This is a genomic window from Thermosynechococcus sp. HY213 (genome assembly GCF_031460975.1).
Taxonomy (GTDB): domain Bacteria; phylum Cyanobacteriota; class Cyanobacteriia; order Thermosynechococcales; family Thermosynechococcaceae; genus Thermosynechococcus.
In genome coordinates this window covers 260,529-287,153 of sequence record NZ_JAVKVB010000004.1, presented here as the reverse complement: position 1 = coordinate 287,153, position 26,625 = coordinate 260,529, and the positions used below count along the sequence as shown (strand labels likewise).

The 26,625-nt window shown below is 54.6% G+C and carries 22 protein-coding genes; 10 read left to right on the top strand and 12 right to left on the bottom strand.

All coding sequences use genetic code 11. The annotated features are described in order from the left end of the window. Positions 1–208 precede the first annotated feature (208 nt). The 8 genes from RHK62_RS02575 to RHK62_RS02540 all read left to right on the top strand — a co-directional run bounded on the left by RHK62_RS02575 (position 209) and on the right by RHK62_RS02540 (position 7,615). Complete coding sequence (locus RHK62_RS02575; RefSeq protein WP_206200940.1) at positions 209–1,384, top strand: molybdopterin molybdotransferase MoeA; 1,176 nt, start codon at positions 209–211, stop codon at positions 1,382–1,384. A gap of 5 nt (positions 1,385–1,389) precedes the next feature. Beyond that, positions 1,390–2,355: a GTP 3',8-cyclase MoaA gene (gene moaA / locus RHK62_RS02570; protein WP_310437975.1), complete on the top strand. Its 966-nt coding sequence runs from the start codon at positions 1,390–1,392 to the stop codon at positions 2,353–2,355. 4 nt (positions 2,356–2,359) lie between these two features. Next, entirely contained in the window at positions 2,360–3,418 is a 1,059-nt protein-coding gene (gene moaC / locus RHK62_RS02565; protein ID WP_302678770.1) for a cyclic pyranopterin monophosphate synthase MoaC, read from the top strand. Beyond that, positions 3,402–3,656, top strand: coding sequence for a MoaD/ThiS family protein (locus RHK62_RS02560; protein WP_302678769.1), 255 nt, complete (start codon positions 3,402–3,404; stop codon positions 3,654–3,656). The genes moaC and RHK62_RS02560 overlap by 17 nt, the downstream gene beginning before the upstream one ends. 7 nt (positions 3,657–3,663) lie before the next feature. Continuing rightward, positions 3,664–4,167: a molybdenum cofactor biosynthesis protein MoaE gene (locus tag RHK62_RS02555; RefSeq protein ID WP_225901625.1), complete on the top strand. Its 504-nt coding sequence runs from the start codon at positions 3,664–3,666 to the stop codon at positions 4,165–4,167. A gap of 366 nt (positions 4,168–4,533) precedes the next feature. Continuing rightward, positions 4,534–5,442 carry a LysR family transcriptional regulator gene (locus RHK62_RS02550; protein ID WP_310453221.1) on the top strand — a complete coding sequence of 303 codons (909 nt, stop codon included), beginning with the start codon at positions 4,534–4,536 and terminating at the stop codon, positions 5,440–5,442. Further along, positions 5,423–6,475 carry an anthranilate phosphoribosyltransferase family protein gene (locus RHK62_RS02545; protein ID WP_310453220.1) on the top strand — a complete coding sequence of 351 codons (1,053 nt, stop codon included), beginning with the start codon at positions 5,423–5,425 and terminating at the stop codon, positions 6,473–6,475. The genes RHK62_RS02550 and RHK62_RS02545 overlap by 20 nt, the downstream gene beginning before the upstream one ends. Beyond that, positions 6,476–7,615, top strand: a complete 1,140-nt coding sequence (locus RHK62_RS02540) for a putative sulfate/molybdate transporter (protein ID WP_310453219.1) — start codon at positions 6,476–6,478, stop codon at positions 7,613–7,615. It abuts the gene before it with no gap. Positions 7,616–7,619: 4 nt separating this feature from the next. Here RHK62_RS02540 and RHK62_RS02535 read toward each other — a convergent pair whose 3' ends face one another. From RHK62_RS02535 to bchB, 10 genes are all read right to left on the bottom strand, one after another. Continuing rightward, positions 7,620–8,075 carry a nitrate reductase associated protein gene (locus tag RHK62_RS02535; protein ID WP_149820247.1) on the bottom strand — a complete coding sequence of 152 codons (456 nt, stop codon included), beginning with the start codon at positions 8,073–8,075 and terminating at the stop codon, positions 7,620–7,622. Positions 8,076–8,111: 36 nt separating this feature from the next. Continuing rightward, positions 8,112–10,535 (bottom strand): molybdopterin oxidoreductase family protein, encoded by a 2,424-nt coding sequence (locus RHK62_RS02530; RefSeq protein ID WP_286625474.1) that lies wholly within the window; start codon positions 10,533–10,535, stop codon positions 8,112–8,114. Between the two features lie 7 nt (positions 10,536–10,542). Beyond that, entirely contained in the window at positions 10,543–11,358 is an 816-nt protein-coding gene (locus RHK62_RS02525; protein ID WP_149820251.1) for an ABC transporter ATP-binding protein, read from the bottom strand. Positions 11,359–11,377: 19 nt separating this feature from the next. After that, a complete protein-coding gene (locus tag RHK62_RS02520) occupies positions 11,378–13,372 on the bottom strand; it encodes a nitrate ABC transporter ATP-binding protein (RefSeq protein ID WP_286625476.1) in 1,995 nt (664 codons plus the stop codon). A 65-nt stretch (positions 13,373–13,437) separates the two neighbouring features. Then, positions 13,438–14,283, bottom strand: coding sequence for a nitrate ABC transporter permease (gene ntrB / locus RHK62_RS02515; protein ID WP_310744761.1), 846 nt, complete (start codon positions 14,281–14,283; stop codon positions 13,438–13,440). Positions 14,284–14,295: 12 nt separating this feature from the next. Then, on the bottom strand, positions 14,296–15,615 hold the full coding sequence (locus RHK62_RS02510) for a CmpA/NrtA family ABC transporter substrate-binding protein (RefSeq protein ID WP_302678761.1): 1,320 nt from the start codon (positions 15,613–15,615) through the stop codon (positions 14,296–14,298). Positions 15,616–15,637: 22 nt separating this feature from the next. Further along, complete coding sequence (locus tag RHK62_RS02505) at positions 15,638–17,200, bottom strand: ferredoxin--nitrite reductase (RefSeq protein WP_310453217.1); 1,563 nt, start codon at positions 17,198–17,200, stop codon at positions 15,638–15,640. 354 nt (positions 17,201–17,554) lie between these two features. After that, positions 17,555–18,844: an adenosylhomocysteinase gene (gene ahcY, locus RHK62_RS02500; RefSeq protein ID WP_302678759.1), complete on the bottom strand. Its 1,290-nt coding sequence runs from the start codon at positions 18,842–18,844 to the stop codon at positions 17,555–17,557. A gap of 51 nt (positions 18,845–18,895) precedes the next feature. After that, a complete protein-coding gene (locus RHK62_RS02495; RefSeq protein WP_302678758.1) occupies positions 18,896–19,279 on the bottom strand; it encodes a hypothetical protein in 384 nt (127 codons plus the stop codon). A 72-nt stretch (positions 19,280–19,351) separates the two neighbouring features. After that, positions 19,352–20,878: a ferredoxin:protochlorophyllide reductase (ATP-dependent) subunit B gene (gene bchB / locus RHK62_RS02490; RefSeq protein WP_310453227.1), complete on the bottom strand. Its 1,527-nt coding sequence runs from the start codon at positions 20,876–20,878 to the stop codon at positions 19,352–19,354. 199 nt (positions 20,879–21,077) lie between these two features. On the opposite strand from bchB, the gene RHK62_RS02485 reads away from it, so the two are divergent. Continuing rightward, positions 21,078–22,226: a citrate synthase gene (locus tag RHK62_RS02485; protein ID WP_206200924.1), complete on the top strand. Its 1,149-nt coding sequence runs from the start codon at positions 21,078–21,080 to the stop codon at positions 22,224–22,226. A gap of 273 nt (positions 22,227–22,499) precedes the next feature. Beyond that, the gene (gene gatB, locus RHK62_RS02480; RefSeq protein WP_302679144.1) at positions 22,500–24,002 is read left to right on the top strand and encodes an Asp-tRNA(Asn)/Glu-tRNA(Gln) amidotransferase subunit GatB; all 1,503 of its coding nucleotides are present in this window, start codon (positions 22,500–22,502) and stop codon (positions 24,000–24,002) included. On the opposite strand, the gene RHK62_RS02475 is transcribed toward gatB, so the two are convergent. Further along, on the bottom strand, positions 23,985–25,490 hold the full coding sequence (locus RHK62_RS02475) for an NAD(P)H-hydrate dehydratase (protein ID WP_310453216.1): 1,506 nt from the start codon (positions 25,488–25,490) through the stop codon (positions 23,985–23,987). The genes gatB and RHK62_RS02475 overlap by 18 nt on opposite strands. Further along, positions 25,487–26,623, bottom strand: a complete 1,137-nt coding sequence (locus RHK62_RS02470; protein WP_302678755.1) for an anhydro-N-acetylmuramic acid kinase — start codon at positions 26,621–26,623, stop codon at positions 25,487–25,489. Before RHK62_RS02470 ends, RHK62_RS02475 begins: the two co-directional genes overlap by 4 nt. Positions 26,624–26,625: the final 2 nt, after the last annotated feature.

Below are 26,625 nucleotides of genomic sequence, written 5' to 3'. Positions count from 1 at the left end.
AGCACGACTTCAGTGCGTTGAAGCGAGCGCGGATGTATGCAGGGTCAAACAGTTCGATTGATGAGGTGATTCGCAAGTATTGTGCTGGATAATGTCTCATTCTTTATTGGAATAGCTATAGAAAGCTGTACCTTGGGCTTAGCCCTCGCCAGTATGCAGCACGAAACGCTCTACTGCCGCCTATTTCGCAGTTAATCCTGTCTAGAAAATGATTTCCGTCGAAACAGCCGTTGACCTGATTCAGCAGCATTTGCCCGATTGGGGCACAGAGACCATCTCTTTGACTGAGCCTCAGTACAGCCGACTAGCAGGAGCCATTACCAGCGATCGCCCCTACCCACCCATTGACCGCATCATGATGGATGGTATTGCCCTGCGGTGGGCCGCCTATGAATCTGGTCAGCGTGCCTTCCCGATTCTGGGGGTTGTCCCTGCTGGTGAGGTACCCCCCACGTTGACGGATCCACAGGCCTGCTTGGAAGTGATGACTGGTGCCGCGTTGCCCCAGAACTGCGATCTGGTCATTCCCTACGAGGCTCTGGAAATTCGTGACGGCATTGCCCATATCCGCCACGCCGAACTGTGGTCGCCCTATCAATTTGTTCACCGCTGTGGCAGTGATGCGCCGGCGGGTCAACAGGTGCTGGCGGCAGGTACCCCTCTACACAGTCCGGCTTGGGGCATTCTTGCCTCTGTGGGGCAGAGCGAAGTTTGTGTCCAGCGCACCCCCCGCACTCAAATTGTTGCCACCGGCAATGAACTGATTCCGCCAGACCACGTCCCTCAACCCCATCAACTGCGCCTCTCCAATGCCTACGCCCTAATGGCTGCCCTCAAGCGCCAAGGGTACAGCCACGTCAGCATCACCCATTTACCCGATGATCCGCTGCAACTGGCAACCCACTACTGCCAAGCGAGCCAAGCGTACGATCTCCTGATTTATTGCGGCGGCGTTTCCAAGGGCAAGTTTGACTATTTACCGCAACTGTGGCGCGATCATGGCGTGCAGCAATATATCCACGGTGTCGCTCAGCGCCCCGGAAAACCCCTCTGGTTTGGGGTGGATCACACGCAGCAAACGGCAGTCTTTGGCTTGCCGGGGAACCCCGTCTCCAGTTTGGTGTGTTTACACCGCTATATTTTGGACATGCCACGCCTCTATGCCCGCTTGGCCACTCCCTTCTCTTTTGAGAAGCCCTTAACCTACTTTTTACCCGTTAAACTAGAAACCACGAAAACTGCTGAACTGATTGCCCACCCCCGTCCGATGCAAAACTCTGGTGATTTTTTGGCCTTGGCTGACAGTGATGGCTTCTTGGAACTACCTGCCTCGCAAGGGATATTTGCCGCTGGGGAGTGCTATCGCTATTTTCCGTGGAGTTAGGGCGGATGGTTGTCACCACAGCTATCCCTAGCCAACGTTTGCTGGATAACCAAGGGCGACACATTCGCAAGTTGCGCCTGTCGGTTACCGATCGCTGTAATTTGCGCTGTACTTACTGTATGCCCGTGGATGCCGCCTTTATGCCCCCCCAGACCTATTTAAGCCCCACAGAGTATGCCACGATTGTGGCTGAACTGGTGGCACTGGGGATTGAGTCGGTGCGCCTAACGGGGGGTGAACCGCTCCTGCGAGCCGAGTTTGCTGAGATTGTCGCAGCCTTGGTGGCAGTGGGGGTGCCAGAGCTAAGCTTAACCACGAATGGGATTCGCTTGGTGCCCTTTTTGCCCCTCTTGGAACAATATGGGGTACGGCGTTTGAATATCAGTCTGGATAGCCTAGACCCCGAAACCTTTGCCGCCATTAGTCATGGCCACCACTTGGAAACGGTGAAGGCGGCGGTGGCCACTGCGGTTCACCAAGGGTTTCAGGTGAAGCTGAACATGGTGGTTATGGCGGGTGTCAATGATCACGAACTGGTGCCGATGGTGGAGTACGCCAAGGGGTTGGGGATTGAGGTGCGCTTTTTGGAGCTGATGCGCATTGGCTATGCTTGCCACTTGGGGGGCGATCGCTTTGTTAGTGCTGCCACGATGATTGAGCGCTTGCGTCAGCATTATGATCTGCGACCTGTGCCACGTCCTTTGGATTCCACTTCGTTTAACTTTGAGACGGCCTGTGGCGGGCAGATTGGTTTTATCGCTTCAGAATCCCAACCCTTTTGTGGCCACTGCTCCCGTTGGCGCTTGTCTGCGGGTGGTGTCCTGCGAGCGTGCCTGTTTAAGGAGGCGGGGGTGTCCCTACGGGGCTTAAGTCAAAGGGAACGGTATGCCGCCTATGAGCAAGTGTTGGGCATGAAACCCAGCTTGCGCGGAGCAGAAGTTCACCATGCGATGCACCAGATTGGAGGCTAGGAGGATGCTCTCCCACATCAATGAGCACCAACAACCCCAGATGGTGGATATTAGCGAGAAGGCCGTGAGCGATCGCCGAGCGGTGGCAGAAGCCCTGATTGAATTGCCACCAGTCTTTCAGGCCTATGTGCAAGGGGGAGATCTCTTTCTCACGAAAGGGCCTGTGGTGCAAACGGCGATTATTGCTGGCACAATGGCGGTAAAACGCACCGCTGAAGTCATTCCCTTTTGCCATTCGCTGCCGATTACCAGTTGTCGCTTTGAGACGGATATCGAGTCACTTGAGAGTGGCCTTAGAATTCGCCTGCGCTGTGAGGTCAAAACCCGCGATCGCACCGGGGTGGAAATGGAAAGCCTGCATGGGGTGGCGATCGCAGCCCTCACAATCTACGACATGGCCAAAGCCCTCAGCCCCCATATTGTGATTCGCGAGGTGCGCCTGCTGGCGAAAAGTGGTGGCAAGAAAACCCTCGGCCAATATCCCCTCTACGGCCTTGTGCTCACTGGCGGCCAGAGTCAGCGCATGGGTCAGGCCAAAGCCCTGCTAGACTACTACGGCGAACCCCATGCCCAGTACCTCTACAATTTGTTGGCTCAATCCTGCGAACAAGTCTTTCTCTCAGCGCAACCCAATCAATGGCAGGGGACTCCCCTTGCCGATTTGCCAACCCTCCCCGATACCCTGCCTCAGATTGGCCCCATTGCCGGCATCCTAACAGCTTTACGTGCCTATCCCCACGTGAACTGGTTAGTGGTGGCCTGTGACTTGCCCTATTTGACCACAGAAACCCTTGCGCCCCTGTTGCACCATTACCGCGAAGATGTGGTGGCCACCTGCTATCACCATCCCCAAGAGGGTTTCCCAGAGCCATTGTGTGCCATTTATACCCCCCAAGCTCTGCCGGTATTTGAGGCCGCCTATGCAGAAGGGATCTACTGCCCTGTGAAAATTCTCCAGCGATCGCCCTGCCAGCGGATTGCCCCACCCCAGCCGACCATTACTGCCAACATCAACACCCCTGAAGATTATCTGGAAGCCCTACACCATGTCCGACAGCCCTAAAACTATTCATCTACACTACTTTGCCCAGTTACGCGAGCAAAGCCAACGGGAACAGGAGGAGCGAGTGACCACCGCCCAAACCTATGGCGAGCTATACCAAGAACTAAAGACCCAGTACGGGTTTACCCTTGATCTGACCCATGTTAAGGTTGCGGCTAATGATACGTTTGTGACACTGGATCAACCCCTACGAGCTGGAGATAAGGTCGTCTTTATTCCCCCTGTTGCCGGGGGTTAACTAAGCGATGGTGATCAAGCAATTTTCCCTAACCAATACTCCCCTAGAGCCAGCTCAGTTGTGGCAGCCCCTAGCCAACTTGCGAGCCGGTGCCTTTGTTAGCTTTGAGGGTTGGGTGCGCAATCACAACCACGGCAAGATCGTCACTGCCCTAGAATACGAGGTCTATCCTGCCTTGGCTCTTAAAGAAGGAGAACAGATCCTAGCAGAAGCCATTGGGAAATTTGACTTGCTGGGGGCGATCGCCAGCCATCGCTATGGAACGCTAACTCTTGGCGAGATTGCTGTGTGGGTAGGGGTGACGGCGCCTCATCGCCAACAAGCCTTTGCTGGTGCGGCCTACATCATTGATGAAATTAAACACCGCCTACCCATTTGGAAAAAGGAATACTATCTAAATGAGCCAGCTACTTGGGTGTATTGCCGTGAGCATCACCATTACGGTCTGTTTGATGACGACGGGGGACAACCGTGGGGGCTAAGTCGTCTCGCTTCAGCCAGCGATGGATAGTGGCGCAACTGACTTGGAAGATTTGAGTTGCTTCACTAATTTTGCCACCTTGCTGGATGTAGGAGACAACCCGCTCTCGTCAGTCCAAGCTATAGCTCATATTCTTGAGTAACATTCATGACGCTTTGAGTATAGCCTAACCTCTCAAATGCGCACAGAAGAAACAGAACTGGCATGGGAGGGCAAGTATGACCAATCAGTTTACCTCATTCAGCGCTGGAACCAAGAGGGTATGCTGTAGGACATTCTCAAGAAACTGTATCAATTAACACCCTTTACTATCCGAAAGTTGCATAAGATGAAGAGCCACAAGAGCCACAATTGCATCAATAGACATAGACGCAGAGGGAGAACACAGCAAGTATTATGCGACTTGATCAGTTTCAATCTTTTTTAGCTGTTGCTGAAACGGGGAGTTTTCAAGCGGCAGCGCGGCGGTGTGGGGTGACGCAACCCACAATTAGTCGGCAAATTCAAGCTCTAGAAGAAAGTTTGGGGATGCAACTTGTTCACCGCTCGAATCGCGCCAAGTTAACTGTGGCGGGGGACTTGTTTTTGCGCCGTGCCCATCGCATCTGGCAAGAGTGGCAGGCCGCCAATGCTGAACTCAAAGCCATGCAAAATGGCCAGCAGCAGGAACTCTGCATTGCCGCTATTCACTCCATTTGCCGCTACTTTTTGCCCACGCTGTTACCGACGTTTTGCCAAGCATTTCCCCAAATGCAGTTGCGGGTGACTGCCCTAGGGAGCGATCGCGCCCTCAAAGTCTTGCAGGATAGCCTAGTAGATCTAGCAATTGTCATGGGCGATCGCCACCTCTTAAAACAGGCGGAATGGGTGATTGAACCGCTGTACAGTGAGCCTGTGCAAGTGCTAATGGCGGCTGAACATCCCCTCGCTGTTAATGAGACCTTGACATGGCAAGAACTAGCTCGCGTTCCCCATGTGGTATTTAAGGATGGCTATGGCATGCGCCGCTTGGTGGCTGAAGAATTTAGCCGTCGGGGTTTACCTTGGCAACCCGCTCTTGAACTCAACACGCCTGATGCGTTTATTGCTGTGATCCGCGAAAGTGAGATGGTTGCCTTGCTGCCGCGCTCTGCCCTCAAGGAAGCGCTCCACGATCCTGCCCTAGGGATTCGTGATTTATCCACGCCACTGCCCCTGCGTCAGGTGTTGGCCATTACCACCCGCGATCGCCTGACCTTACCGCCCGTTGCCCAGTTGCTTACGTTGATCCGCCAGCAGGCTGCCCATGAGTCCTCTTTTTCGTGATCTCCTTAAAAAAGTCGGCAGTGGTGCCCACACCCACAAAGACCTGAGCCGCGCCGAGGCAGCCTTGGCGTTGCAACTCATGCTGGAGCAGGTGGCAACCCCTGCCCAAATTGGGGCGTTTTTGATTGCTCATCGGATTAAGCGACCCACCTCGGAAGAGATGGCGGGTATGCTCGATACCTACAACGAGCTAGGGCCGAAAATTCCAGCGGTTGAGACCAGTTGCCCCGTGATGATCCTCAGTCAGCCCTACGATGGTCGCGATCGCACGTTTCCCCTGAGTCCTTTAACAGCATTGGTTTTGGCGGCTGCTGGGATTCCAGTACTTCAACACGGGGGCGATCGCATACCCACCAAAGAAGGCATTCCCCTCATTGAGCTGTGGCGATGTTTGGGGGTGGACTGGTCAACCCTAACCCTAGAGCAAATTGCCCACTGCCTAGAGCAAACGGGTTTAGGTTTTGTCTATCTCCCGCGTCATTTTCCAGCAGCCCAAGGGCTAGTCCCCTACCGGGAGCAAATTGGTAAACGTCCCCCCATTGCCACATTGGAATTAATCTGGAATCCTTACCAAGGGCGCAGTCACCTCGTAGCAGGGTTTGTTCATCCGCCGACGGAAGGGATCATGCGCGATGCCCTCTATCTCCACGGTGTTCATGAATTTACTACCGTCAAAGGTCTTGAAGGCAGTTGTGATTTGCCCCGCGATCGCACCGCCATTATCGGCCTTGCCCGTGATCAAGACCCTCCTTGGCAACGCCTGCGTCTCCATCCCCAAGAGTATGGTATGGCCAGCAGTAATGTGCCTTGGTCAGAGGAGACAACGACCGCTACAAAAATGATGGCTGCTGTTTTAGCCGCAGAGGAGCAACCCCTCACCACCTCTGTGATCTGGAATAGTGGATTTTACCTGTGGCAGGGGGGCAAAGCCGATAGTCTCAATTCCGGACTCGCACTCAGCAGCGAACTCCTCCGTAGTGGTCGGGTGGCTCAACACCTACAGAAATTGCAAACCATGTTGGAGAAGATATAGGTGTTGCGGGAGCGACTGCGCTTTAATTGGCAAGAACTCAGTGGCAGTTTTGGTGATTTGGGTACGGATTTGCCCCTGTTGGTGGGGATGATCATGGCTGCCCAGTTGGATAGTGCTAACGTCTTCACTTTGTTTGGCGTAGCGCAAATTCTCACGGGGGTATTCTATGGCCTTCCCATGCCCATGCAGCCCCTAAAGGCAATGGCTGTAATTGTGATGACGGAAAAACTCACTGGATCTATCCTTTGGGCCGGGGGACTGATGGTAGGAGCAATGATGTTGGTGTTAACGTCCACCGGAATCCTGACCCGGCTGGCTCGCTGGATTCCCCAGCCCGTGGTGCGGGGCTGTCAATTGGGACTGGGACTGTCCCTAGCCGCCGTTGCCCTCAAGACCTACTTGCCCGCGGGTGACCTCTTTGGTTATCTGTTGGGTGTTATGGGCTTTTTGATCTTGCTCCTTTTGCCCAAGGAACGGGGAGTTCCCGCAGGGTTACTGGTGGTATTGCTGGGGGTGGGTGTAGCGATTAGCCGTGTTCTGGCTGAGCCCGAATTGCAGTTAACCATTGCTTGGCAGCTTCCCTACCTGCGGCCTTTAGATCCTCAGGCCTTGATTCCCGGACTCGTGCTATTGGCACTGCCGCAGTTACCCCTATCGATCGCCAATGCAGTGATTGCAACCCAGCAAACTGTCCACGATCTCTTTCCCGATCGCCCCCTCTCGATTCGCCAAATTGGCCTCACGTATAGCCTCACCAACTTGATCCTGCCCTTCTTTGGTGGCGTCCCCCTCTGCCATGGCTGTAGCGGTTTGGCAGGACACTATGCCCTTGGTGCCCGCACAGGTGGGGCGGTGGTGATCTATGGCAGTCTCTACCTTCTCTTGGGTCTCTTCTTTGGTTCCAGTGTGGATAAGCTGCTGGAAATTTTTCCCCTCTCGATTTTGGGGGTCATTCTTTTGTTTGAAGCGTGGGTACTCATGGGCTTTATTAAAGATCAAGCCGCCATGCCCGCAAATTGGATGATTACCCTCTTAGTGGGGGCGATCGCCCTCAGTGTGCCCCAAGGCTTCTTAGTGGGCACCCTCGTTGGTACAACTCTGTACTACCTCAGCAGAAAAATGCCACTACAACTCTCTTAGCCCTCTAGGCCAGACCAAATTCCTGCAATGCTGGCCAAAAATTGCGATTCTCGTGGCCGGGCTGGCTGAGCTTCACAAGGGCAAAGCGTTGGAGGGGGGTCAGGGCTGACCATTTTTCCACCGTCAAGCTGTGGTGAGATACCTTGATCAGTTGTTGCTGCACTGTCTCTGGCAGTTCAGTGGTGATGTCCCAAGGGTAGGGTTGGGGAATCTCTATATCACTCGGTGGGGTTCCATGGGTGTGGGTCACCCAATCCCGCAGTTGCTGACGATAGTCTGCCTGAGCTTCGGGGGTGTCGCAGGGAGTCACCACGAGCCATTGTCGCTGTTCTTGGGAAAGTTGATGCCAGTGGAGCAGCTTCAGCTTGACCCCACATAGATCTAGTTTATAGCGAACAATCATTGGAATACAGCGTAACGAAGCCGTGAATTCGGCCTCAAACTCAAAGAAGTGGGACATCAATAGCCATAACCCTCCACAGGGAATCAGATTCTATCATTGCTTGAGGGCAGTGCCGCTTTCCTGCATGGTGGGGGTATGGGGCGTCTGCCGCAACTTCAGGGGCAGCACCTGCACCGCACAGGCTTTGAGTTCTGGCTGCTTTGAGACCGGACAGGCAATGGGATGGGTCAGTTGGTTTGCCTCACCGCTATCAGCAAAGAGAAAGCCCCAGTGCATGGGTACAAAGAGAGTGCCCGGACGAATGGCCTTGGTGAGGATGACCGGCAGGCACACTTGACCGCGGCGCGATCGCACCTCCACCCAATCTCCGTCTTTGAGATGTAAGTTTGCGGCATCGTCGGGGTGCATTTCCACAAAGGGATCGGGGTGCATTTTTTGAATTTTGGCAATGCGACCGGTACGGGTTTGCGTGTGCCAGTGGCCGTAGAGACGACCCGTTGTCAGGGTAAAGCTATAGAGGTTATCGGTGGGTTCAGCCACCCCTTGACTATGAGCAAGGCAAAAATATGCCCGTTGATTGGGGGTGTGAAATCGCCAGTCAGTATAGAGGCGTTTGGGTTTGCGGGCTTCTGCATCATCCATACCGGCAGGACAGGGCCACTGCAAGGCGCCTAAACGGGCAAGGCGTTCGTGGCTCAGACCCGATTGATCGCAGGGGCGACCGGCAGTGAGTTGGACAAATTCAGCATAGACGGCAGCGGCATCGACAAATGGGAAGAGATGCCCATATCCCAAGCGGCGCCCCACCTCAGCAAAAATTTCCCAATCAGGGCGAGCCAGACCGGGGGGCGATCGAAAGGCGGGGGCAAGGGTGACGCGGCGTTCAGAGTTGGTCATCACACCTGTTTTCTCACTCCATTGCGCCGCCGGCAAAATCAGATGGGCATAGGCTGCTGTTTCAGTGGGAAAGTAGGCATCTTGGTAGACCGTAAAGGGGGATTGCAGAAAGGCGGCTTTAGCACGTTCTAAATGGGGAAAGCTAACCGCAGGATTGGTGGCCGCAATCCACAGCAGACCCACTTCTCCCTGTTCTAGACCTTCGACAATTTGCCATGCCGTGCGACCGGGGCGATCGCTTATTTGCCCTCGCGGCAGTCCCCAAAAGTCCTCTACCTCTTGGCGATGCTGTGGATTCGTCACTTGGCGATAGCCGGGCAACAGATGGCTCAAGCCGCCGGCTTCGCGCCCCCCCATGGCGTTGGGTTGCCCCGTCAGCGAAAAAGGACCACTCCCTGGGCGGCCAATTTGCCCCGTCAACAGGTGGAGATTGATGAGACAACGAGCTTTGGCCGTCCCTTCAGCGGACTGGTTAATGCCCATTGACCAGAGGGAGAGTACCGCTTGGGCATGCCCCCAATAGCGAGCCGCCTGTTCTAGATCACTTTGAGCAATGCCACAGCGTTTCGCTACCCAGTCTGGGGTGTAGGCCGCCAGCAGCTTTACATACTCGGCAAAGCCTTGGGTACACTCCTCTATAAACTCAGCATCGATCTGTCCCCATTGCAGTAGCAAATGGCCAATGCCGTGGAGCAGATCAATATCCGTGCCGGGGCGGATGGCAAGGTGCAGATCCGCCACTTCCGCTGTCGGGGTGCGCCGCGGATCGACCACAATCAGCTTGACGCGGCGATCGCGCTTGTGGTGGTTGCGCAGACGATTAAAGACAATGGGATGGCATTCGGCAGTATTAGTACCCATGAGGAACGCACAATCGGTGGCCTCCAAATCGTCGTAGCAGCAGGGGGGGCCATCAGCACCGAAGCTGGCCATGTAGGCCGACACTGCCGAGGACATACATAGCCGCGAGTTGGCATCAAAGTTGTTCGTACCCAAACAGCCCTTGATCAGCTTTTGCGCCACATAGTAGTCCTCGGTTTGAAATTGACCGGAACCGTACATACAAATGGCATCGGCGCCCCGCTCACGGCGCACCCATTGGATGCGTTCCACAAGGCGGGTCATGGCCTCGTCCCACGAAATGACCGTAAAGGGCTGATCCAAACGCTCCCGCCACAGGGGGTAGACCAAGCGATCGCGATCAAGGGCTTCTAGAATAGTTGCCCCCTTGACACAGACCATACCTTGGGAGGAGGGATGCTGGCGATCGCCCCGAATTTTATAGGCTCCCTTGCCTTGAGGGACTGCTTCTAAGCCACAGCCCACCCCACAGTAGGGACACAGCGAGGACACTGGCTCACTTGGTTCAGGCACAGCACGCCCTTTTTCCTCAACCCGCAGGAATTCACAGGAACAGCACCTGACCCCTTGCTCCGAGCAAATGATCAGATCCGCTGTAGCATCGCCATAGAAAAAAAGCTCTTGCCTCGGAAACACCACCTGTTGCCAAGTGGGCTGATTTGACAAATAAATCTGCTGAACGCTCTCGCTGGTATTGCGGTAGTAGCAGAGGTAACGACTGGACTGAACGGCTAACGAGCCAACCCGTGGGGTACTCATACGCTACTTAGTGCCCAAACCGCGTGTACAGAAAGTCAACCACTTGGTTGCGGAGATCGTAGTACTGCGGATCCTCAAGGAGTTGCGATCGCTGCCGTGGCCGCGGAAAAGGAATCTTCACAATATCGCCAATGCGGGCGGCAGGGCCATTGGTCATCATCACCACCCGATCCGCGAGGTACAGCGCCTCATCAATGTCGTGGGTAATCATCAGTACCGTCAGTCGGTGCCTGCGCCAAATCTTTAAGAGTTCATCCTGTAACTCCTCCTTCGTGATGGCATCGAGGGCACCAAAGGGTTCATCTAAAATCAACACTTCAGGGCGAATGGCGAGGGCGCGGGCGATCGCCACCCGTTGTTTCATTCCCCCCGACAGTTGAGCAGGGCGTTTGTGGGCAGCCGCTGTTAGCCCCACCAGTTCCAAGTGCTCCTCGACAATTTGGCGCCGGCGTTGGCGAGTTTTCTGGGGATAAACGGACTTCACTGCTAGCTCAATATTTTGATAGGCCGTCAACCAAGGCAGCAGCGCGTAGTTTTGAAACACCATCATGCGATCCGGCCCCGGACGGCGCACGGGCACGCCATTGAGAGTAATTTCCCCTCGTGTTGGTGCTGTAAAACCCGCAACCATATTCAAGAGTGTGGTTTTGCCGCAGCCGGAATGGCCAATGAAACAGACAAATTCGCCGCTGCTCACCTCAAGGTGAATATCCTCAAGTACCACATGGTCGCCATTAGCCGTAGGGTAGGCTTTGCTCACCCCATCAATGCGTAGATGCTGGGTGGCCGTTAAATGGGGATCAAGACGATAGAGGGTTTCCATAGACTTCTCTCAAAAATACCTAGACAGCAACAACCTCTTGGGGATCAACAGTGCGAATATCAAGGCCACGGCGAATCGCAGCCGCCTCAATGTAGCCAAGGGGATTATCGGGGTCAAAGGGCAGTCCATCGAAAAGAGCAAAGGCAGAACGATCTGGCTCATTATCTACAACCTTCAGTTCCCGCGCTGCCGCCCCAAAGAGATCGACTCGCCGCACCTGCTCAACAATTTCTAGCCAGTTTCTCGGGAAGGGCGTAAGTTGCCAGCGAGCCAATTGGGTCATGATCCACAGCCCTTCCAACCGCCCAGGACAGGGAGAGCGATCCACATAGAACTGGTGAAACCGGGGTTGAAAAGCAGCAACAATGCCATCCCCCCGATCAAGGGGTTCCACAAAGCCGGCATAGGCATCCTCAGGAGTACACCCCACATACTCTGGCCGACAAAGCAGTTGGGCAATTTCGGGGCGATGTTTGATCGTATCGCAGTACTCACAGGCTTCGATCAATGCCTTGACCAACGCTTGGTGTAGCTGCGGGTTGGCCTGCACCCAATCGGAACGCATGCCCACAACTTTTTCCGGGTGCCCCGACCAAATCTCCAAATCCGTAGCGACAATCACCCCAATACCCTCGCGCACTGCATGGGAGTTCCACGGTTGACCGACACAAAAGCTACTGATATGGCCGGCCTTGAGGTGATAGATCATTTGGGAGGGGGGAATCACCAACAACTCGACATCGTAATCGGGGTCAATGCCAGCGGCGGCCAGCCAGTACCGCAACAGGAGGTTGTGCATTGATGCGGCATGAACCACTCCCAGCCGGGGGCGATCGCCCGTGCGCTGAATATAGGCGCGCAGATCTTCAGCAGTCTTCACCCCCTGCTGCCACAACTGGCGACTAAAGGTGATGGCATTGCCATTGCGACTCAGTACCAACGAGGTCATCAGCGGTTGTGAAGGCTGACCGTTTAACCCCAAGGTCATGGCTAAGGGCATGGCCGCCAACAGTTGAGCGCCCGTCAAGCGACCCGCGATCACCCCCATCACCAAGTCCTGCCAGCTTTCTTCGCGATGCAGCGTGACTGACTCCAAACCATACTTAGCAAAGAAGCCCATTTCCTTGGCGACAATGAGGGGGGCACTGTCCATGAGGGGCATAAAGCCAAGGGTCAGTTCCACGGGGGTAGTTGGCGCAATGGCCGGTACCGTCAAGGAGGGACGGCGGCGTTTCTGCTGATTGAGAAAGGCAATCATCTCATTGCGCAGGCCATAGTAGCTGGGATGGTTGAGCACGTCATGGCGATTGCGGGGACGGGCAAAGGGAATTTTGAGAATTTGGCCAATGTGGGCTTCAGGGCCGTTGGTGAGCAGCACCACGCGATCCGAAAGCAGTAGTGCCTCATCCACATCATGGGTGACCATAATGCAGGTGGTTTGACTGCCCTGACACACTTGCATCAACTCATCCTGCAAAGAGCCTCGCGTCAAAGCATCAAGGGCACCAAAGGGTTCATCCAGCAGGAGTACCTCCGGTTGAATCGCCAAGGCACGGGCGATCGCCACCCGTTGCTTCATTCCTCCCGACAGTTGGGCAGGGAACTTCTCGCGGGCTTTACTGAGGTGCACCTGTTCCAGCGCCGCCTCTACCCGCTGTCGTTGCTCTGCCTTGCTCAAATGCCCCAGCACCGCCGCCACCGCCAAGGCCACATTCTGGTACACCGTTTTCCAAGGCAACAGCGAATAGTTTTGGAACACCACCATGCGATCGGGACCCGGTTCCGTCACCTGCCGTCCTGCCATCACCACGCCACCACTGCTAGGCCGCTGAAAGCCAGCAATGATATTCAAGAGCGTGGACTTGCCGCAGCCAGAGTGACCGACAAGGGAAATAAACTCCCCTTTTTGGATTTCGAGGTGGATATTCTTGAGAGCAATGTAGCGATCGCCCCCGGGCAGATCAAAAACCTGATCCACATGGTCAATTTCAATAAACGGTAAAGACTTGGCCATAGGGTTAAACAACCTAATGTTCGACAGTAAGGGGAAAAGAGGGGAGGATGGGTTACGTGAGGGAGCTAGGAATGCGCCTCTTCACCGTGGCTGAGCAGGCAACCCACAAAGGCCACCGAGCGATCCAGAACCAGGCCGACAATGCCGACATAGATCACGGCAACAATAATTTCACTAATCAGAGAACTGTTCCAGGCATCCCAAATAAAGAAGCCAATGCCGACACCGCCAATGAGCATCTCCGCTGCCACAATCGCCAACCAAGACAGCCCAATGCCAATGCGCAGCCCCGTAAACACATAGGGCACCGTTGCTGGTACGAGAATATTCAGGAAATAATCCTTGCGGGAGAGCTGCAACACCCGTGCCACATTCTTGTAGTCCTTGGGAATTTGCTGCACACCAACAATTGTGTTGATGATAATCGGCCAAATTGCGGTAATGAAGATCACAAAAATCGCTGCCGGTTCATTGTCCCGCAGAGCCGCCAAGGAAATGGGCAACCACGCAAGGGGGGGCACCGGACGCAACACCTGCAAAATGGGATCCACTGCATCGTAGAGCACTCGACTAGAGCCAATCAGCATCCCCAGCCCCACTCCAATGACTGCTGCCAAGGAAAAGCCAACGGCCACCCGCCGCAGACTGGAGAGAATTTGCCACCCCAACCCCACATCCGTGCCACTCCCTTGATAAAAGGGATCAACTATCAACCCCCAAGTTTCAGTAATAACAGTGAGGGGCGTTGGCAGGCGAAGTAGCCCCGCCATGCAGACAAACTGCCAAATGACCAAGAAACACAGCGCCCCCAAACTACCCAGTACCACTTTGCGGAACATCGCTGACTTCTTGAGATGCTTTAACCAGCGCCGCCGTCGAGATTGAGTGAAACCCATAGAAGAACTTGCCATTGCTCTTTACCTCTAAACTTTTTTCAAATCCAAACCACTCAAGTAGGCCTGAGGATTTTGGGGATCAAAGGCCACACCATCAAAAAAGGTCTCCACGCCCCGAGAGGTGGTGGTGGGAATTTCCGCTGCCGGCACCCCCATCGCTTGAGCGGCTTCGCGCCACAGATCCTCACGGTTTACTTTTTGGATGAGAGCTTTAGTGTCCATATTCGGCGGCAAATACCCCCAGCGAATGTCCTCCGTCAGGAACCACAGATCATGACTTTGGTAGGGATAAGAGGCATTGTCTCGCCAGAACTTCATCGCTAGATCGGGGTTGTCAAAGGTACGGCCATTGCCAAAGTCAAACTTACCGAGGGAGCGATCCAAAATATTCTTCTCGGGTACCTTCAACCATTGCCGCTGGGCAATTATCTTGACCATTTCTGGTTTATTTTCAGGTTGGTCACACCACTGTTGTGCTTCCATCACAGCCATCAATAGAGCTTTAGTGGCCTTCGGATGCTGATCAACCCAATCCGCCCGCAAAGTCAGCGATTTCTCAGGATGATCCTGCCAAAATTCACCCGTGGTAATAGCATCAACCCCCACCTTTTGATTCACCGCTTGTTGTGGCCATGGCTCAGCCACACAGAAAGCTTCCATGGTTCCAGTTTTCACATTGGCCACCATTTGCGGAGGAGGCACAACGATCACAGAAACGTCCTTCTCAGGATCAATGCCGCCGGCAGCCAGCCAGTAGCGCATCCACAGATCATGGGTGCCCCCTGGAAATGTCACTGCCACTTTGATCTGCTCTTGCTGATTCTGGGCACGCCGTTCAGCACGGGTTTTAGCAAAGGCCTCCTTCAGGGGGCTACTGTCAGTCCTGATATTGAGATCCTTGTAAGCATTGGCCAAGACAATTCCCTGACCATTTGTGTTTAACCGCGCCAAGATATACATGGGTACAGGTTTGCCACCGGTAATGGTTCCCACGGTCATCAGGTAGGGCATTGGTGTGAGAATGTGGGCACCATCAATGCCACCCCCGGCAGAACCCAAGACCAAGTTGTCGCGGGTCACGCCCCAAGAAGCCTGCTTAATCACCTCCACATCGGGCATCCCATACTTGGCAAACAAGCCCTTTTCCTTGGCAATAATCAGGGGAGCCGCGTCCGTCAGAGCAATAAAGCCCAGTTTCGCTCCCATCACTTCTGGAGTTTCCGCTAGGGTGGTGGGTTGGGCAACATCACTAGTTTGCTGGCTATTACCACAACCGTGGGAGATCAATGTCACGGCCGTTGTAGCCGCAGCGGTCACGAGAAAGTGACGCCGGGAGAAAGTCACCATTGGTTTACAAATCCTTTAATTCCTAAACAATCGACAAGGCTAATTCAGCGTGTATCGGAACCTGCAGCGTATGTGAACTGATGGGCTGAGCACCAAAGTGATCAATCAACAGTTGGCGCAGTACCTCCGGCAGTTCATCACAGGGAATCGCTTTTTTCACACAGGTGCCCAGCTTGGCATCCTTACCGACCTTGCCACCCATGTACAAATCCACGGCATCCACGGTTTCGCCGTTACGACGGGCTTTTGTACCCATTAGGCCAATATCGGCTACTTGGGGTTGACCACAGGAGTTGGGACACCCGGTCCAGTGAATGCGCACCGGTTGAGGGAGCACCAGTTGTTGATTCAGCCAGCGGACGAGGGCAAGGGCACGATTTTTGGTTTCAATGAGGGCAAAGTTGCAAAACTGAGCACCCGTACAGGAAACGAGGGCACGTTCTAAAGGCGGTGGTTCCGGCCGAAACTTAGTGAGGAGGGGTTCGCGCAGCAGGCTTGGTAAAACAGCGCTAGGTACATGGGGAATGATCAGATTTTGCTCCACGGTCAGCCGCACTTCCGATTGGCCATAGACTTGAGCTAGCCGTGCCAACTCGTAAAAATCAGTGGCATAGAGGCGCCCTACGGGCACATGCAGTCCCACATAGTTCAACTCCCGCTGTTTTTGGCAATGCACCCCCAGATGATCTCGCTTGTCCCAGTCAATTTCATCCTTGGGAGCGGCACTGAGGAGTTCAAAGGGGAGTTTAGCGGCGACTGCTGCCCGGAATTTCTCGATACCCCATTCATCAATCAGCCACCTGAGCCGCGCTTTTTGGCGATTGCCCCGTAGGCCATGGTCACGGAAAATTTCAAGGATGGCACGTGAGAGGTGCACCACAGCATCATCGGGAGGCACCCAAGCATTGAGGGGGATAGCGGCAGCGCAACGCCGAGCAGAGAAGAAACCACCGACTAAAACATTGAAGCCCAAACGCCCTTGCCGATAGGCAGGCACAAAGGCAACATCGTTAATTTCCGCATGGACAGAGTTATCCCGCCCCCCCTCGATCGCAATGTTGAATTTGCGGGGTAGATTGCTAAATTCCAAATTCCCCTGACCATTGTTGGTAATCATGGCCTGCAATTTCATGATCAAGGGGCGAGTATCAATGAGTTCGGCCGCATCAATGCCCGCCACTGGCGATCCAGTGAGGTTGCGCACATTGTCCATGCCGGATTGCACAGAGGTCAGGCCACAGGCTTGCAGCCGCTCTATGATTTCAGGAATATCCTCAATGGGCAGACCCCGAATCTGAATGTTTTGACGGGTGGTGATGTCACCATTGCCGTTCTCACCATAGCGATCCACAATTTCGCCAAGGGTTCGCAGTTGTTGACTGGTGAGAATCCCATTGGGTACCCGCAGCCGCATCATGAACCTGCTAGGGGTAACGGGGCGAAAGAAAATCCCAAGCCACTTGAGGCGAACATCGCGGTCAGCTTCAGGAATGTTTTCCCAGCCCATGGCTGCGAATTTCTCTAGCTCTTGTTTAACCGCTAAAACATCTTTCTCTTTTTTAATGGCTTCAATTTTGTTGCTCACGGTTGTTGCCCTTGGTTTCAACGGGTTACTTGAACACCCAATTTAGGCAGGTCAATCATGAACATTTGTAAATTTTGCTACATTTTCTTTGTCGCTATACAGTTTCCGTATTAAAAATATGCCAAAACTGTATCTAACCTTAACTTCAGGGCGGGAGATTAAATCTGCCCAAACAACTAAAACAGCCCAAATTGCTCTATAACAAGATGACAGCCGGTAGCGGTAGCCACTATTTTAGAAAAAGGCTGTTGATGACAATAAATTAAGCGATAAATAAAAAGCTGCACCCTGAGGTTAGCCCTAGCTAGGACGCAGCACGCAACGTTCTAATGATTTTGCAGGTGGATGGGGGGTCTAAGTGCCAGAGGTCCAAGAGTTCATGTACTCCACCTGTTCGGGAGTGAGGGTGTCAATGGCAATGCCCATGGCTTGGAGTTTCAAACGGGCAATTTCTTGATCCACTGCTGCGGGAATAGGGTGGATGCCGGCTGCCAACTGACCTTTATTTTTGACAAGATACTCACAGCCAAGGGCTTGGTTGGCAAAGCTCATATCCATCACACTGGCGGGGTGGCCTTCGGCAGCCGCAAGGTTAATCAGGCGGCCTTCACCCAAAACAATGATGGATTTACCGCTGGGGAGAATGTATTCCTCGGTGAAGTTGCGCACGACGCGGACTTCCTTGGCGAGGGTTTTCAGGGTGGCAAGGTCAATTTCAATGTCAAAGTGACCAGAGTTGGCTACCATTGCCCCATCTTTCATGACGGCAAAGTGCTCGGCGCGAATCACATGCTTATTCCCCGTCACGGTAATGAAAATATCCCCAAGGGGCGCCGCCTCAAGCATGGGCATGACCCGGAAGCCATCCATGACTGCTTCAATGGCACGCACAGGATCAATTTCCGTCACAATCACATTGGCACCCATGCCCCGTGCCCGCAGCGCTGTCCCTTTACCGCACCAGCCATAGCCAGCCACGACAACGGTTTTACCGGCAAGCAGAATGTTCGTTGCCCGAATGATGCCATCGAGGGTAGATTGACCAGTGCCGTAGCGGTTGTCAAAGAAGTGTTTGGTGTCGGCATCGTTGACATTAATGGCGGGGAAGGTGAGGACGCCATCGCGGAACATGGCCTTGAGGCGGACAATGCCAGTGGTGGTTTCTTCGGTGGTGCCAATAATGTCACTGAGTTGGTGCTGGCGCTCTTTGACGAGGGTGGCAACCACATCACAGCCGTCATCAATGATGATGTTGGGACGGTGATCAAGGGCAATATTGACGTGGCGCATATAGGTGGCGGTGTCTTCCCCTTTTTGGGCAAAGACCGGGATGCCGTAGTTCACCACTAGGCTAGCGGCGACATCGTCTTGGGTGGAGAGGGGATTACTGGCAATAAGAACCGCGTCAGCACCGCCGGCTTTGAGGGCGATCGCTAGATTGGCGGTTTCTGTGGTCACATGGCAACAGGCGGCCAAGCGAATACCGGCAAGGGGCTTTTCTTTCTCAAAGCGATCGCGAATCTGCCGCAGTACCGGCATCTCCCGACTGGCCCACTCAATGCGCTGCTGCCCTAAGGGTGCAAGGCTCAAGTCTTTAACATCGTGACGAACAGGGGCTTCAGATTTAATCGGAGAAGACACCATACTGCGGTTCCTTAAAAAAGGTTACGGCTCCCCATTATACGCAAGAATCGCCTAGGGGGAATTCTTCCGCAGTACCCAACTGGTCACCGTGCCGCCGGGGAAAATGAGCAAATTCACGGTGCCAATTTCCAAAAGATGCCCCTTGCGATTGCGAAACTGAAAGGTGCAGAGATCCACCCCCCCTATTAGTTGACAACCCATCAGTTCGCTATAGCCTTGACCGACGAGATAGGCCACAATCGGGGTCGTTGTTGTCGGATTCACCATTGCTGGATTAACCACGGGTTGCCAACCCCGATCAAGGAGGCGTTGGCGGGCATCCGCATAGCTCATGCCTTGGCGTAAACGCGGCACCCGCTGCGCAAGGGCACTTGGTGCAAAGCCAACCCCTGCTGCCAGTAAACCAAGGGCAATGAAACGTTTCAGCAATACCATAGCAATTGCTTGTTAAATGCCAATCGCTATACGCTGCAAGGGTCAGGTTCATACAGGTTCCAGAGGTGAAACTTAAGCCCCCACGGCTTCTTTGGCAGCGTAGAGCACTTCTACGGTGATCTCGCTAATCCCCTGTTCGCGGGCAAATTTTTCGGTGTTGCGCTTCACCTTGCCGCGCACAAAGCCGGGAATCTTGTTTAATTCCGCTAGCCCATCCGCGGTCCATGTCAAATCCGAGTCGGCGGAAAGCCCCTTGTGAATCACTTCCTTGGTGTCATGGCCACCAAAAATCTCTAGCAGGTGGTCTTCCATGCCCAAGGTGAAGGAGTTGTAGATTAAATCCACCAGTTGATTCGTGCCCTCATAGCCCAAGAAGGGGCGATAGCCCACGGGAAAGTCTTGGATGTGGATGGGAGCGGCAATGACGCCACAGGGAATGTTGAGGCGTTTGCCCACATGGCGTTCCATTTGGGTGCCAAAGATGGCCGCGGGTTCAACGCGGGCGATCGCGTCCCCCACCACGGTGTGGTCATCGGTAATGAGTACTTCGTCACAAAAGCCCGCCACCTCTGCGCGGAACCAATCGGCATCGTATTTGCAGTACGTCCCCGCCCAAACAACGTGGATGCCCATTTCCCGACTGAGAATTTTGGTCATTGCCGCTGCATGGGTATTGTCCCCAAAGACCACTGCTTTTTTACCGGTGAGGTTTTGGCAGTCAATGGAGCGGGAAAACCAAGCAGCTTGGGACACTTCGCGAGTTTGGTGCTCAATAAAGGCCTCATAGTCCACATTGGCCCCCTGAGCATTGAGCACCGCTTGAATGGCACGGATACAGCGGGCGGTTTCCACCACACCCATCGGCGTAATGCTGACGCTTGGCTGGCCAAATTCGGCTTCTAGGTACTGGGCGGTGAGACCGCCAATTTCTCGATAGGGAACTAGGTTAAACCAAGCTTGGGGCAGTCGGGCAAGGTCGTGGACGCTGGCACCGGCAGGAATGACAAGGTTCACCTGAATGCCAAGGTCGGCCATGAGTTGTTTCAGCTCGCGGCAGTCGTGCTGATTGTGGAAGCCGAGGGTGGTGATGCCAATAATGTTGACGCTAGGGGTGGGGGTTTTGTTGGTCACTAAGGTGCCTTGGCGGCGGGCTTTGTCAATATAAAACTGCACGATTTGCTCAAGGGTGCGATCGGCGGCTTGCAATTCATTGACGCGATAGTGATTGACATCCGCCAAGAGGACATCGGCAGTGGTGCTGAGGCTGGCGCGTTGGACAAAGTTTTGTAAGTCTTCCTGAAGAATGCTAGAGGTGCAGGTGGGGGTGAGCACAATTAAATCAGGGTGCTCTTCAGTGTCTTTGCGGGTGATATTGTCCACCACTTTTTCTTGGGAGCCGCGTGCCAAGACATGGCGATCGACAATACTGGCGGTGACAGGCGTAAAGTCGCGCTCTCGCTCGAGCATCGATCGCATGACGTTGAAGTAGTCATCTCCAAGGGGCGCGTGCATAATGCCATGAACATTTTTGAAGGAACTGGCAATGCGCAGAGTACCAATGTGAGCCGGCCCTGCATACATCCAGTAGGCAAGTTTCATCGCGTCAACTCCTTGGGCAAAGGCATTTTGATGTCCGATCGCGATCGTAGCGAGGCTCTTTCCCTCGCCCGACAAAACGTTGGAAAACTTCAAGGAAGCGGGAATGCAGCTTAACATCTCAACATCTTTCCCCTCTCCCCTAAAATTGATAGATGTTGCAATTGCGATTCAGTTTGCCCCCTTTTAAGGACACCCACGCATGGTTGCTTGCGAATTTAGCCCCGGTCTTGACGGTATTCCCGTTGCTCAGTCGGCCATTAGCTATGTGGATGGCCAAGCAGGCGTTCTTGAGTATCGCGGTGTCCCGATTGAGGAACTAGCGGAGAAAAGCACATTTTTGGAAACTGCCTTCCTCTTGATTTGGGGTTACTGGCCGAGCAAGGAGGAGTTGGCGGCCTTTGAGCACGATATTACCTACCATCGCCGCGTGAAATATCGCATTCGCGACATGATGAAATGCTTTCCCGACAGTGGCCACCCCATGGATGCCCTACAGGCCTCGGCGGGCGCCTTGGGATTGTTCTATTCGCGGCGGGCTCTCGACGATCCGGAGTACATTCGGGCAGCAGTCATCCGCCTCTTGGCCAAAATTCCAACAATGGTGGCGGCGTTTCAACTGATTCGCAAGGGGAATGATCCGGTCATGCCCTGTGATGAGCTGGACTATGCGGCCAACTTTCTCTACATGCTCAATGAGCGGCGTCCCGATCCCTTTGCGGCACGGGTATTTGATATTTGCTTGATTCTCCATGCCGAGCACACGATGAATGCCTCTACCTTCTCGGCGCGGGTGACGGCCTCGACATTGACAGATCCTTACGCTGTGGTTGCTTCAGCGGTGGGTACACTGGCAGGGCCGCTCCACGGGGGCGCCAATGAAGAGGTGATCAATATGCTCGAGGAAATCGGCAGTGTCGAGAATGTGCGTCCCTATGTGGAAAAGTGCGTTCAGAATAAGATCAAAATTGCCGGCTTTGGCCACCGCGTGTATAAGGTCAAGGATCCCCGTGCCACGATTTTGCAGAAGCTGGCGGAGCAGTTGTTTGATAAGTTTGGTGGCGATCGCTACTACGACATTGCCCTGAAACTGGAAGAAGTGGTGGGTGAATACCTCAGTTACAAGGGGATTTATCCCAATGTGGACTTTTACTCGGGGCTTGTCTATCGGCGGTTGGGCATTCCCAGTGATCTGTTTACGCCTGTGTTTGCGATCGCCCGCGTGGCCGGTTGGCTAGCCCACTGGAAAGAACAACTGGAGGCCAATCGCATCTATCGCCCCACCCAAGTCTATACGGGTGCCCACAATCAGCCCTATGTGCCCATGGAGGAGCGCAATCATCGCCCCTAGCTCTTGATCCTCAATTCCCCCCCCTGAAGACAGTCCTTTTCTGAAAATGCATATAGACCTAGGGCAATCAAATACTCTCCTGTACTTGCTTTCACAGCCTTGAGCGTGTTCCATCCTTGGGAAAAGGGCTGTAAGCTGCTTTATAGTGGCGGTACCCTTGTGGAGTTTCTGATGGCAAAGGCAAAATCAAGCAAACGGCAAGCATCGAAAACCTCAAAAACATCAAAAACGGCGAAATCCACCCCACCAACCTCGACGCAGCAGGCAGCAACCATTGCGCCTGAACCCACCCCTGTGGATCCCGCCAGTCTCACCTACGAGGCGGTGATTGGCCTAGAGATTCACTGCCAACTGAGTACCCAAACCAAAATTTTCTCGTCCAGCTCAACCCAGTTTGGCGCACCCCCGAATACCAACATTGACCCAGTGTGTTTGGGTTTGCCGGGGACACTCCCCGTCTTGAATGAAAAGGTGCTCGAGTATGCCGTGAAGGCGGGCTTAGCCCTCAATTGTCAGATTGCCCCCTACAGCAAATTCGATCGCAAGCAGTATTTTTATCCCGACTTGCCGAAAAACTATCAAATCTCGCAGTACGACCTGCCCATTGCCCAGCATGGCTACCTTGAGATTGAACTGGTGGATGACAACGGCACCGCCCACCGTAAAAAAATTGGCATTACTCGCCTGCACATGGAGGAAGATGCCGGCAAACTGGTTCACGCGGGGAGCGATCGCCTGTCTGGCTCCACCTACTCCCTAGTGGACTTGAATCGGGCAGGGGTGCCCCTTGTGGAAATTGTCTCTGAGCCAGATCTGCGCACGGGTCAAGAAGCTGCCGAGTATGCCCAAGAACTGCGGCGTATTCTCCGTTACTTGGGGGTTTGCGATGGCAATATGCAGGAGGGGTCGCTGCGCTGCGACGTGAATATCTCCGTGCGCCCCGTGGGCAGCAACACCTTTGGCACCAAGGTCGAGATTAAGAACATGAACTCCTTTAGTGCCATCCAACGCGCCATTGACTATGAAATTGAGCGGCAAGTCGCTGCTGTGAAAGCGGGCGAAGCCATCGTTCAAGAAACCCGCCTCTGGGATGAGGCCACGCAGCAAACACGCACCATGCGGGTCAAGGAAGGCTCCAGTGACTACCGCTACTTTCCTGAACCCGATCTCGGCCCCATTGAAGTCAGTGCGGAGCAACTGGCCACTTGGCGTGCGGATTTGCCTGAACTGCCAGCGCAAAAGCGGCACCGCTACGAGACCGAGTGGGGCCTGCCCCCCCAAGATGCCCGTGTCCTCACCGATGAGCGAGCCGTTGCCGAATACTTTGAAGCCACCGTTGCCGCCGGGGCACCCCCGAAATTAGCGGCCAACTGGATCATGGGCGATATTACCGCCTATCTCAAGGAACAAAAACTGGCGATCGAGGCACTACCTCTGAAACCTGCTGAATTGGCGGAATTGATCCAACTCATTGAGGCGGGCACTATCAGTAGCAAAATGGCCAAGGATCTGCTGCCGGAATTACTGGCTCAAGGTGGCTCCCCGAAAGCCCTTGTCGAGAAAAAAGGCCTCAGTCAAATCTCCGATGTGGCTACCCTAGAGGCAATGATTGATGAAGTGCTAGCAGCGCACCCCAATGAACTGGAACAATACCGCGCGGGCAAAACGAAACTTCAGGGCTTCTTTGTTGGCCAAATCATGAAGAAAACAGCAGGGCGAGCCGACCCGAAGCTGACCAATCAACTCTTGGCCAAAAAGCTAAACGCCAGCAGTTAGAGCAGCGTGCAGCGTCGGTAACAGGTGGGCAATCAGTTGTTCAGGATAGACCCCTAGAGCAGTGGCCTCTCGTTCTGCCTGAAGGCCGGCTTGGGCATGCCACCAAACCCCACCATAGGTGGCGCTGAGGGCTTCCTGCTGCGCCAAAAGGCCACCAATGAGGCCAGTGAGAACATCCCCACTACCCCCTCGGGCAAGGGCAGGGGTACTGTGGGGGTTGATCCAAAGCTCACCCTTCGGAGAGGCAATGGCTGTGCGTGCGCCCTTGAGAAGAACAATGGCATTACTGCGGCTCGCGGCGGCGGTCACTTGATCAAGGCGATCGCCGGTGACAAGGTCTGGAAAGAGCCGCCGAAATTCGCCATAGTGGGGGGTCAAAATGGTCGGACTTGGCAGCGGCCATGGCGAGAGCGTCGCTAGGATATTCAGAGCATCGGCATCCAAGACAAGGGGTTGCCCGGCACCGAGAACGGTTTCCACAACGGGCACCGCCTCAGGGGTTAGCCCCGGCCCACAGGCAATGGCTGAGAACTTGCTCAAGTCTAGTGGTTCCGGCAAGCCAGCGATCGCCCCCCTCGCTGTTTCTGGACAGCCAACAACAATGGCATCGGGGACTCGTGAGAGCACAAGGGACTTCAGGGACTGGGGCACCGCCACCACCAGCATTCCCACACCCGTACAGCGTGCAGCAAGGGCACTGAGGAGAATACTGCCGCCAAACTGGGCAGAGCCGCCAATGAGTAACAGTTGTCCCTGCTGATACTTGTGGGTAATGGGCGATCGCGACAGGGGCAATTCTTGCCAACAGGAAGCATCTAAGCAATATCGCCGAGGCGCAGTCGCCAACACCGCTTCAATCAGCGTCGAGGGAATATCAAAGGGAATTAACACCCCCTGCCCCACCCAAGGCTGTGCTTCCTCTACCAGTAGCCCCCGCTTCCAGAGTCCTAAACAGAGGGTGCGATCGGCCTGAATTGCCGTACCCAAAACTGCCCCGGTATTACTGTGTAGCCCCGAGGGGACATCAATACTCACCCGTGGTTGCCGCCACGTGTTGATTTGGTCAATGGCAGCGGCAAGTTCACCCGTCAGTTCCCGCTCTAGGCCAAAGCCAAAAAGACCATCCACGATCAGGTCAACCTCTTGCAAGCTGTCCACTGTCTCGACAAAGGGCAGACCGAGAAAGCGGGCATAGCGGGCATGATCTGCCGTCAGGGGTTTCAAACGTTCAAAGGGCTGCCAGACCTTCACCCCATAGCCGCGGTGCCATAGTTCCCGCGCCACCACCAGAGCATCGCCGCCATTGTGCCCCGGACCGGCCAAAACCCCAACACGGGAATACGGTGGAAACTGACGCTGGAGAAAGTCGCTGAGGCGTTGTCCCACCTTTTCCATCAGGGCAGCCACTGGAAAGCCGGCATTGAACATCGCCCCTTCGATTGCCTGCATTTCAGCCGTGGTGACAATGGCTGGAAAGGGTGTTTTCATGACTGTCCCAGCCAACACTGACCCAAGGGAACCGCTTGGCGCGCACCTGTGACTTGGGGCAAATTCCCCGGCAAGCCCAACTCATGCCAGTAGGCGAGAATAGCGAAGGCGATCGCCTCTTTGGCATCCACCGGTACGCCCGCCGTCGCAGTGGTTTCCACGGGAATGTCTCCTAAATGCACCTGAAGGCGCTCCCTGAGAAAACGATTGTGGGCACCGCCGCCACAGAGGAAGAGCCGCTGCGGTTTTTGGGGCAAAAATTGGCGATAGCTCTCAACCATACTGCGAGCCGTAAATTCCGTCAGTGTGGCCAGCAGATCCGCAGGCGCCAGACCAGCAGCCTCAGTGCGGCATCGCTGCCAAAAGGGCAGACCAAAGTATTCTCGCCCTGTGGACTTTGGCGGCAGCTGCTGAAAGAAGGGGTCTTGCAGCCAGTGCTCTACTAGGGGATCGATAATTTTGCCCTGCCGCGCCCATGCCCCATCGGCATCGTAGGTGAATTCACCCCCCGATAACTCCGTTACGGCCAGATCAAGCAGCACATTGCCGGGACCTGTATCCCAACCCATGACCCCTTTGCCCTCAGGATCCTCTCGTTGAGGCGGCAAGTAGGTAACATTGCCGATGCCACCGATGTTTTGCACACAGCGGACTTCCGTGGGATGACTGAGAAGACACCAATCGATCCGAGGCACAAGGGGCGCTCCTTGGCCGCCTAGGGCAATATCTTGAGCACGAAAGTTAGCAATGGTGGTAATCCCCGTGCGCCAAGCAATCCAATCTCCCCGTCCCAGTTGTAGGCTGTAGCCGAGGCGATCGCCCGTGGGGGGGCGATGAAAGACCGTTTGACCGTGGGAGCCAATGAGATCTGCGCGGGGATATCCCTGTTGAACCGTTTGTGCTGCCAAAGCAAAGGCCTCGGCGATCGCCTCATCCAACTCCGCCAACGCTGCAAGGGTCAAAGGTTTTGCGCCACAAATGTCGAGAATCTGCTGCCGTAGGGCTGTGGGATAGGGCACCGTACAAAAATTCAGCACCTGTACCTCAAGGTCGCGATCGCCCCCCTGTAGCTCCACTAAAACCGCATCAATGCCATCCACCGAGGTACCGCTCATGAGGCCAATAACGCGCATCT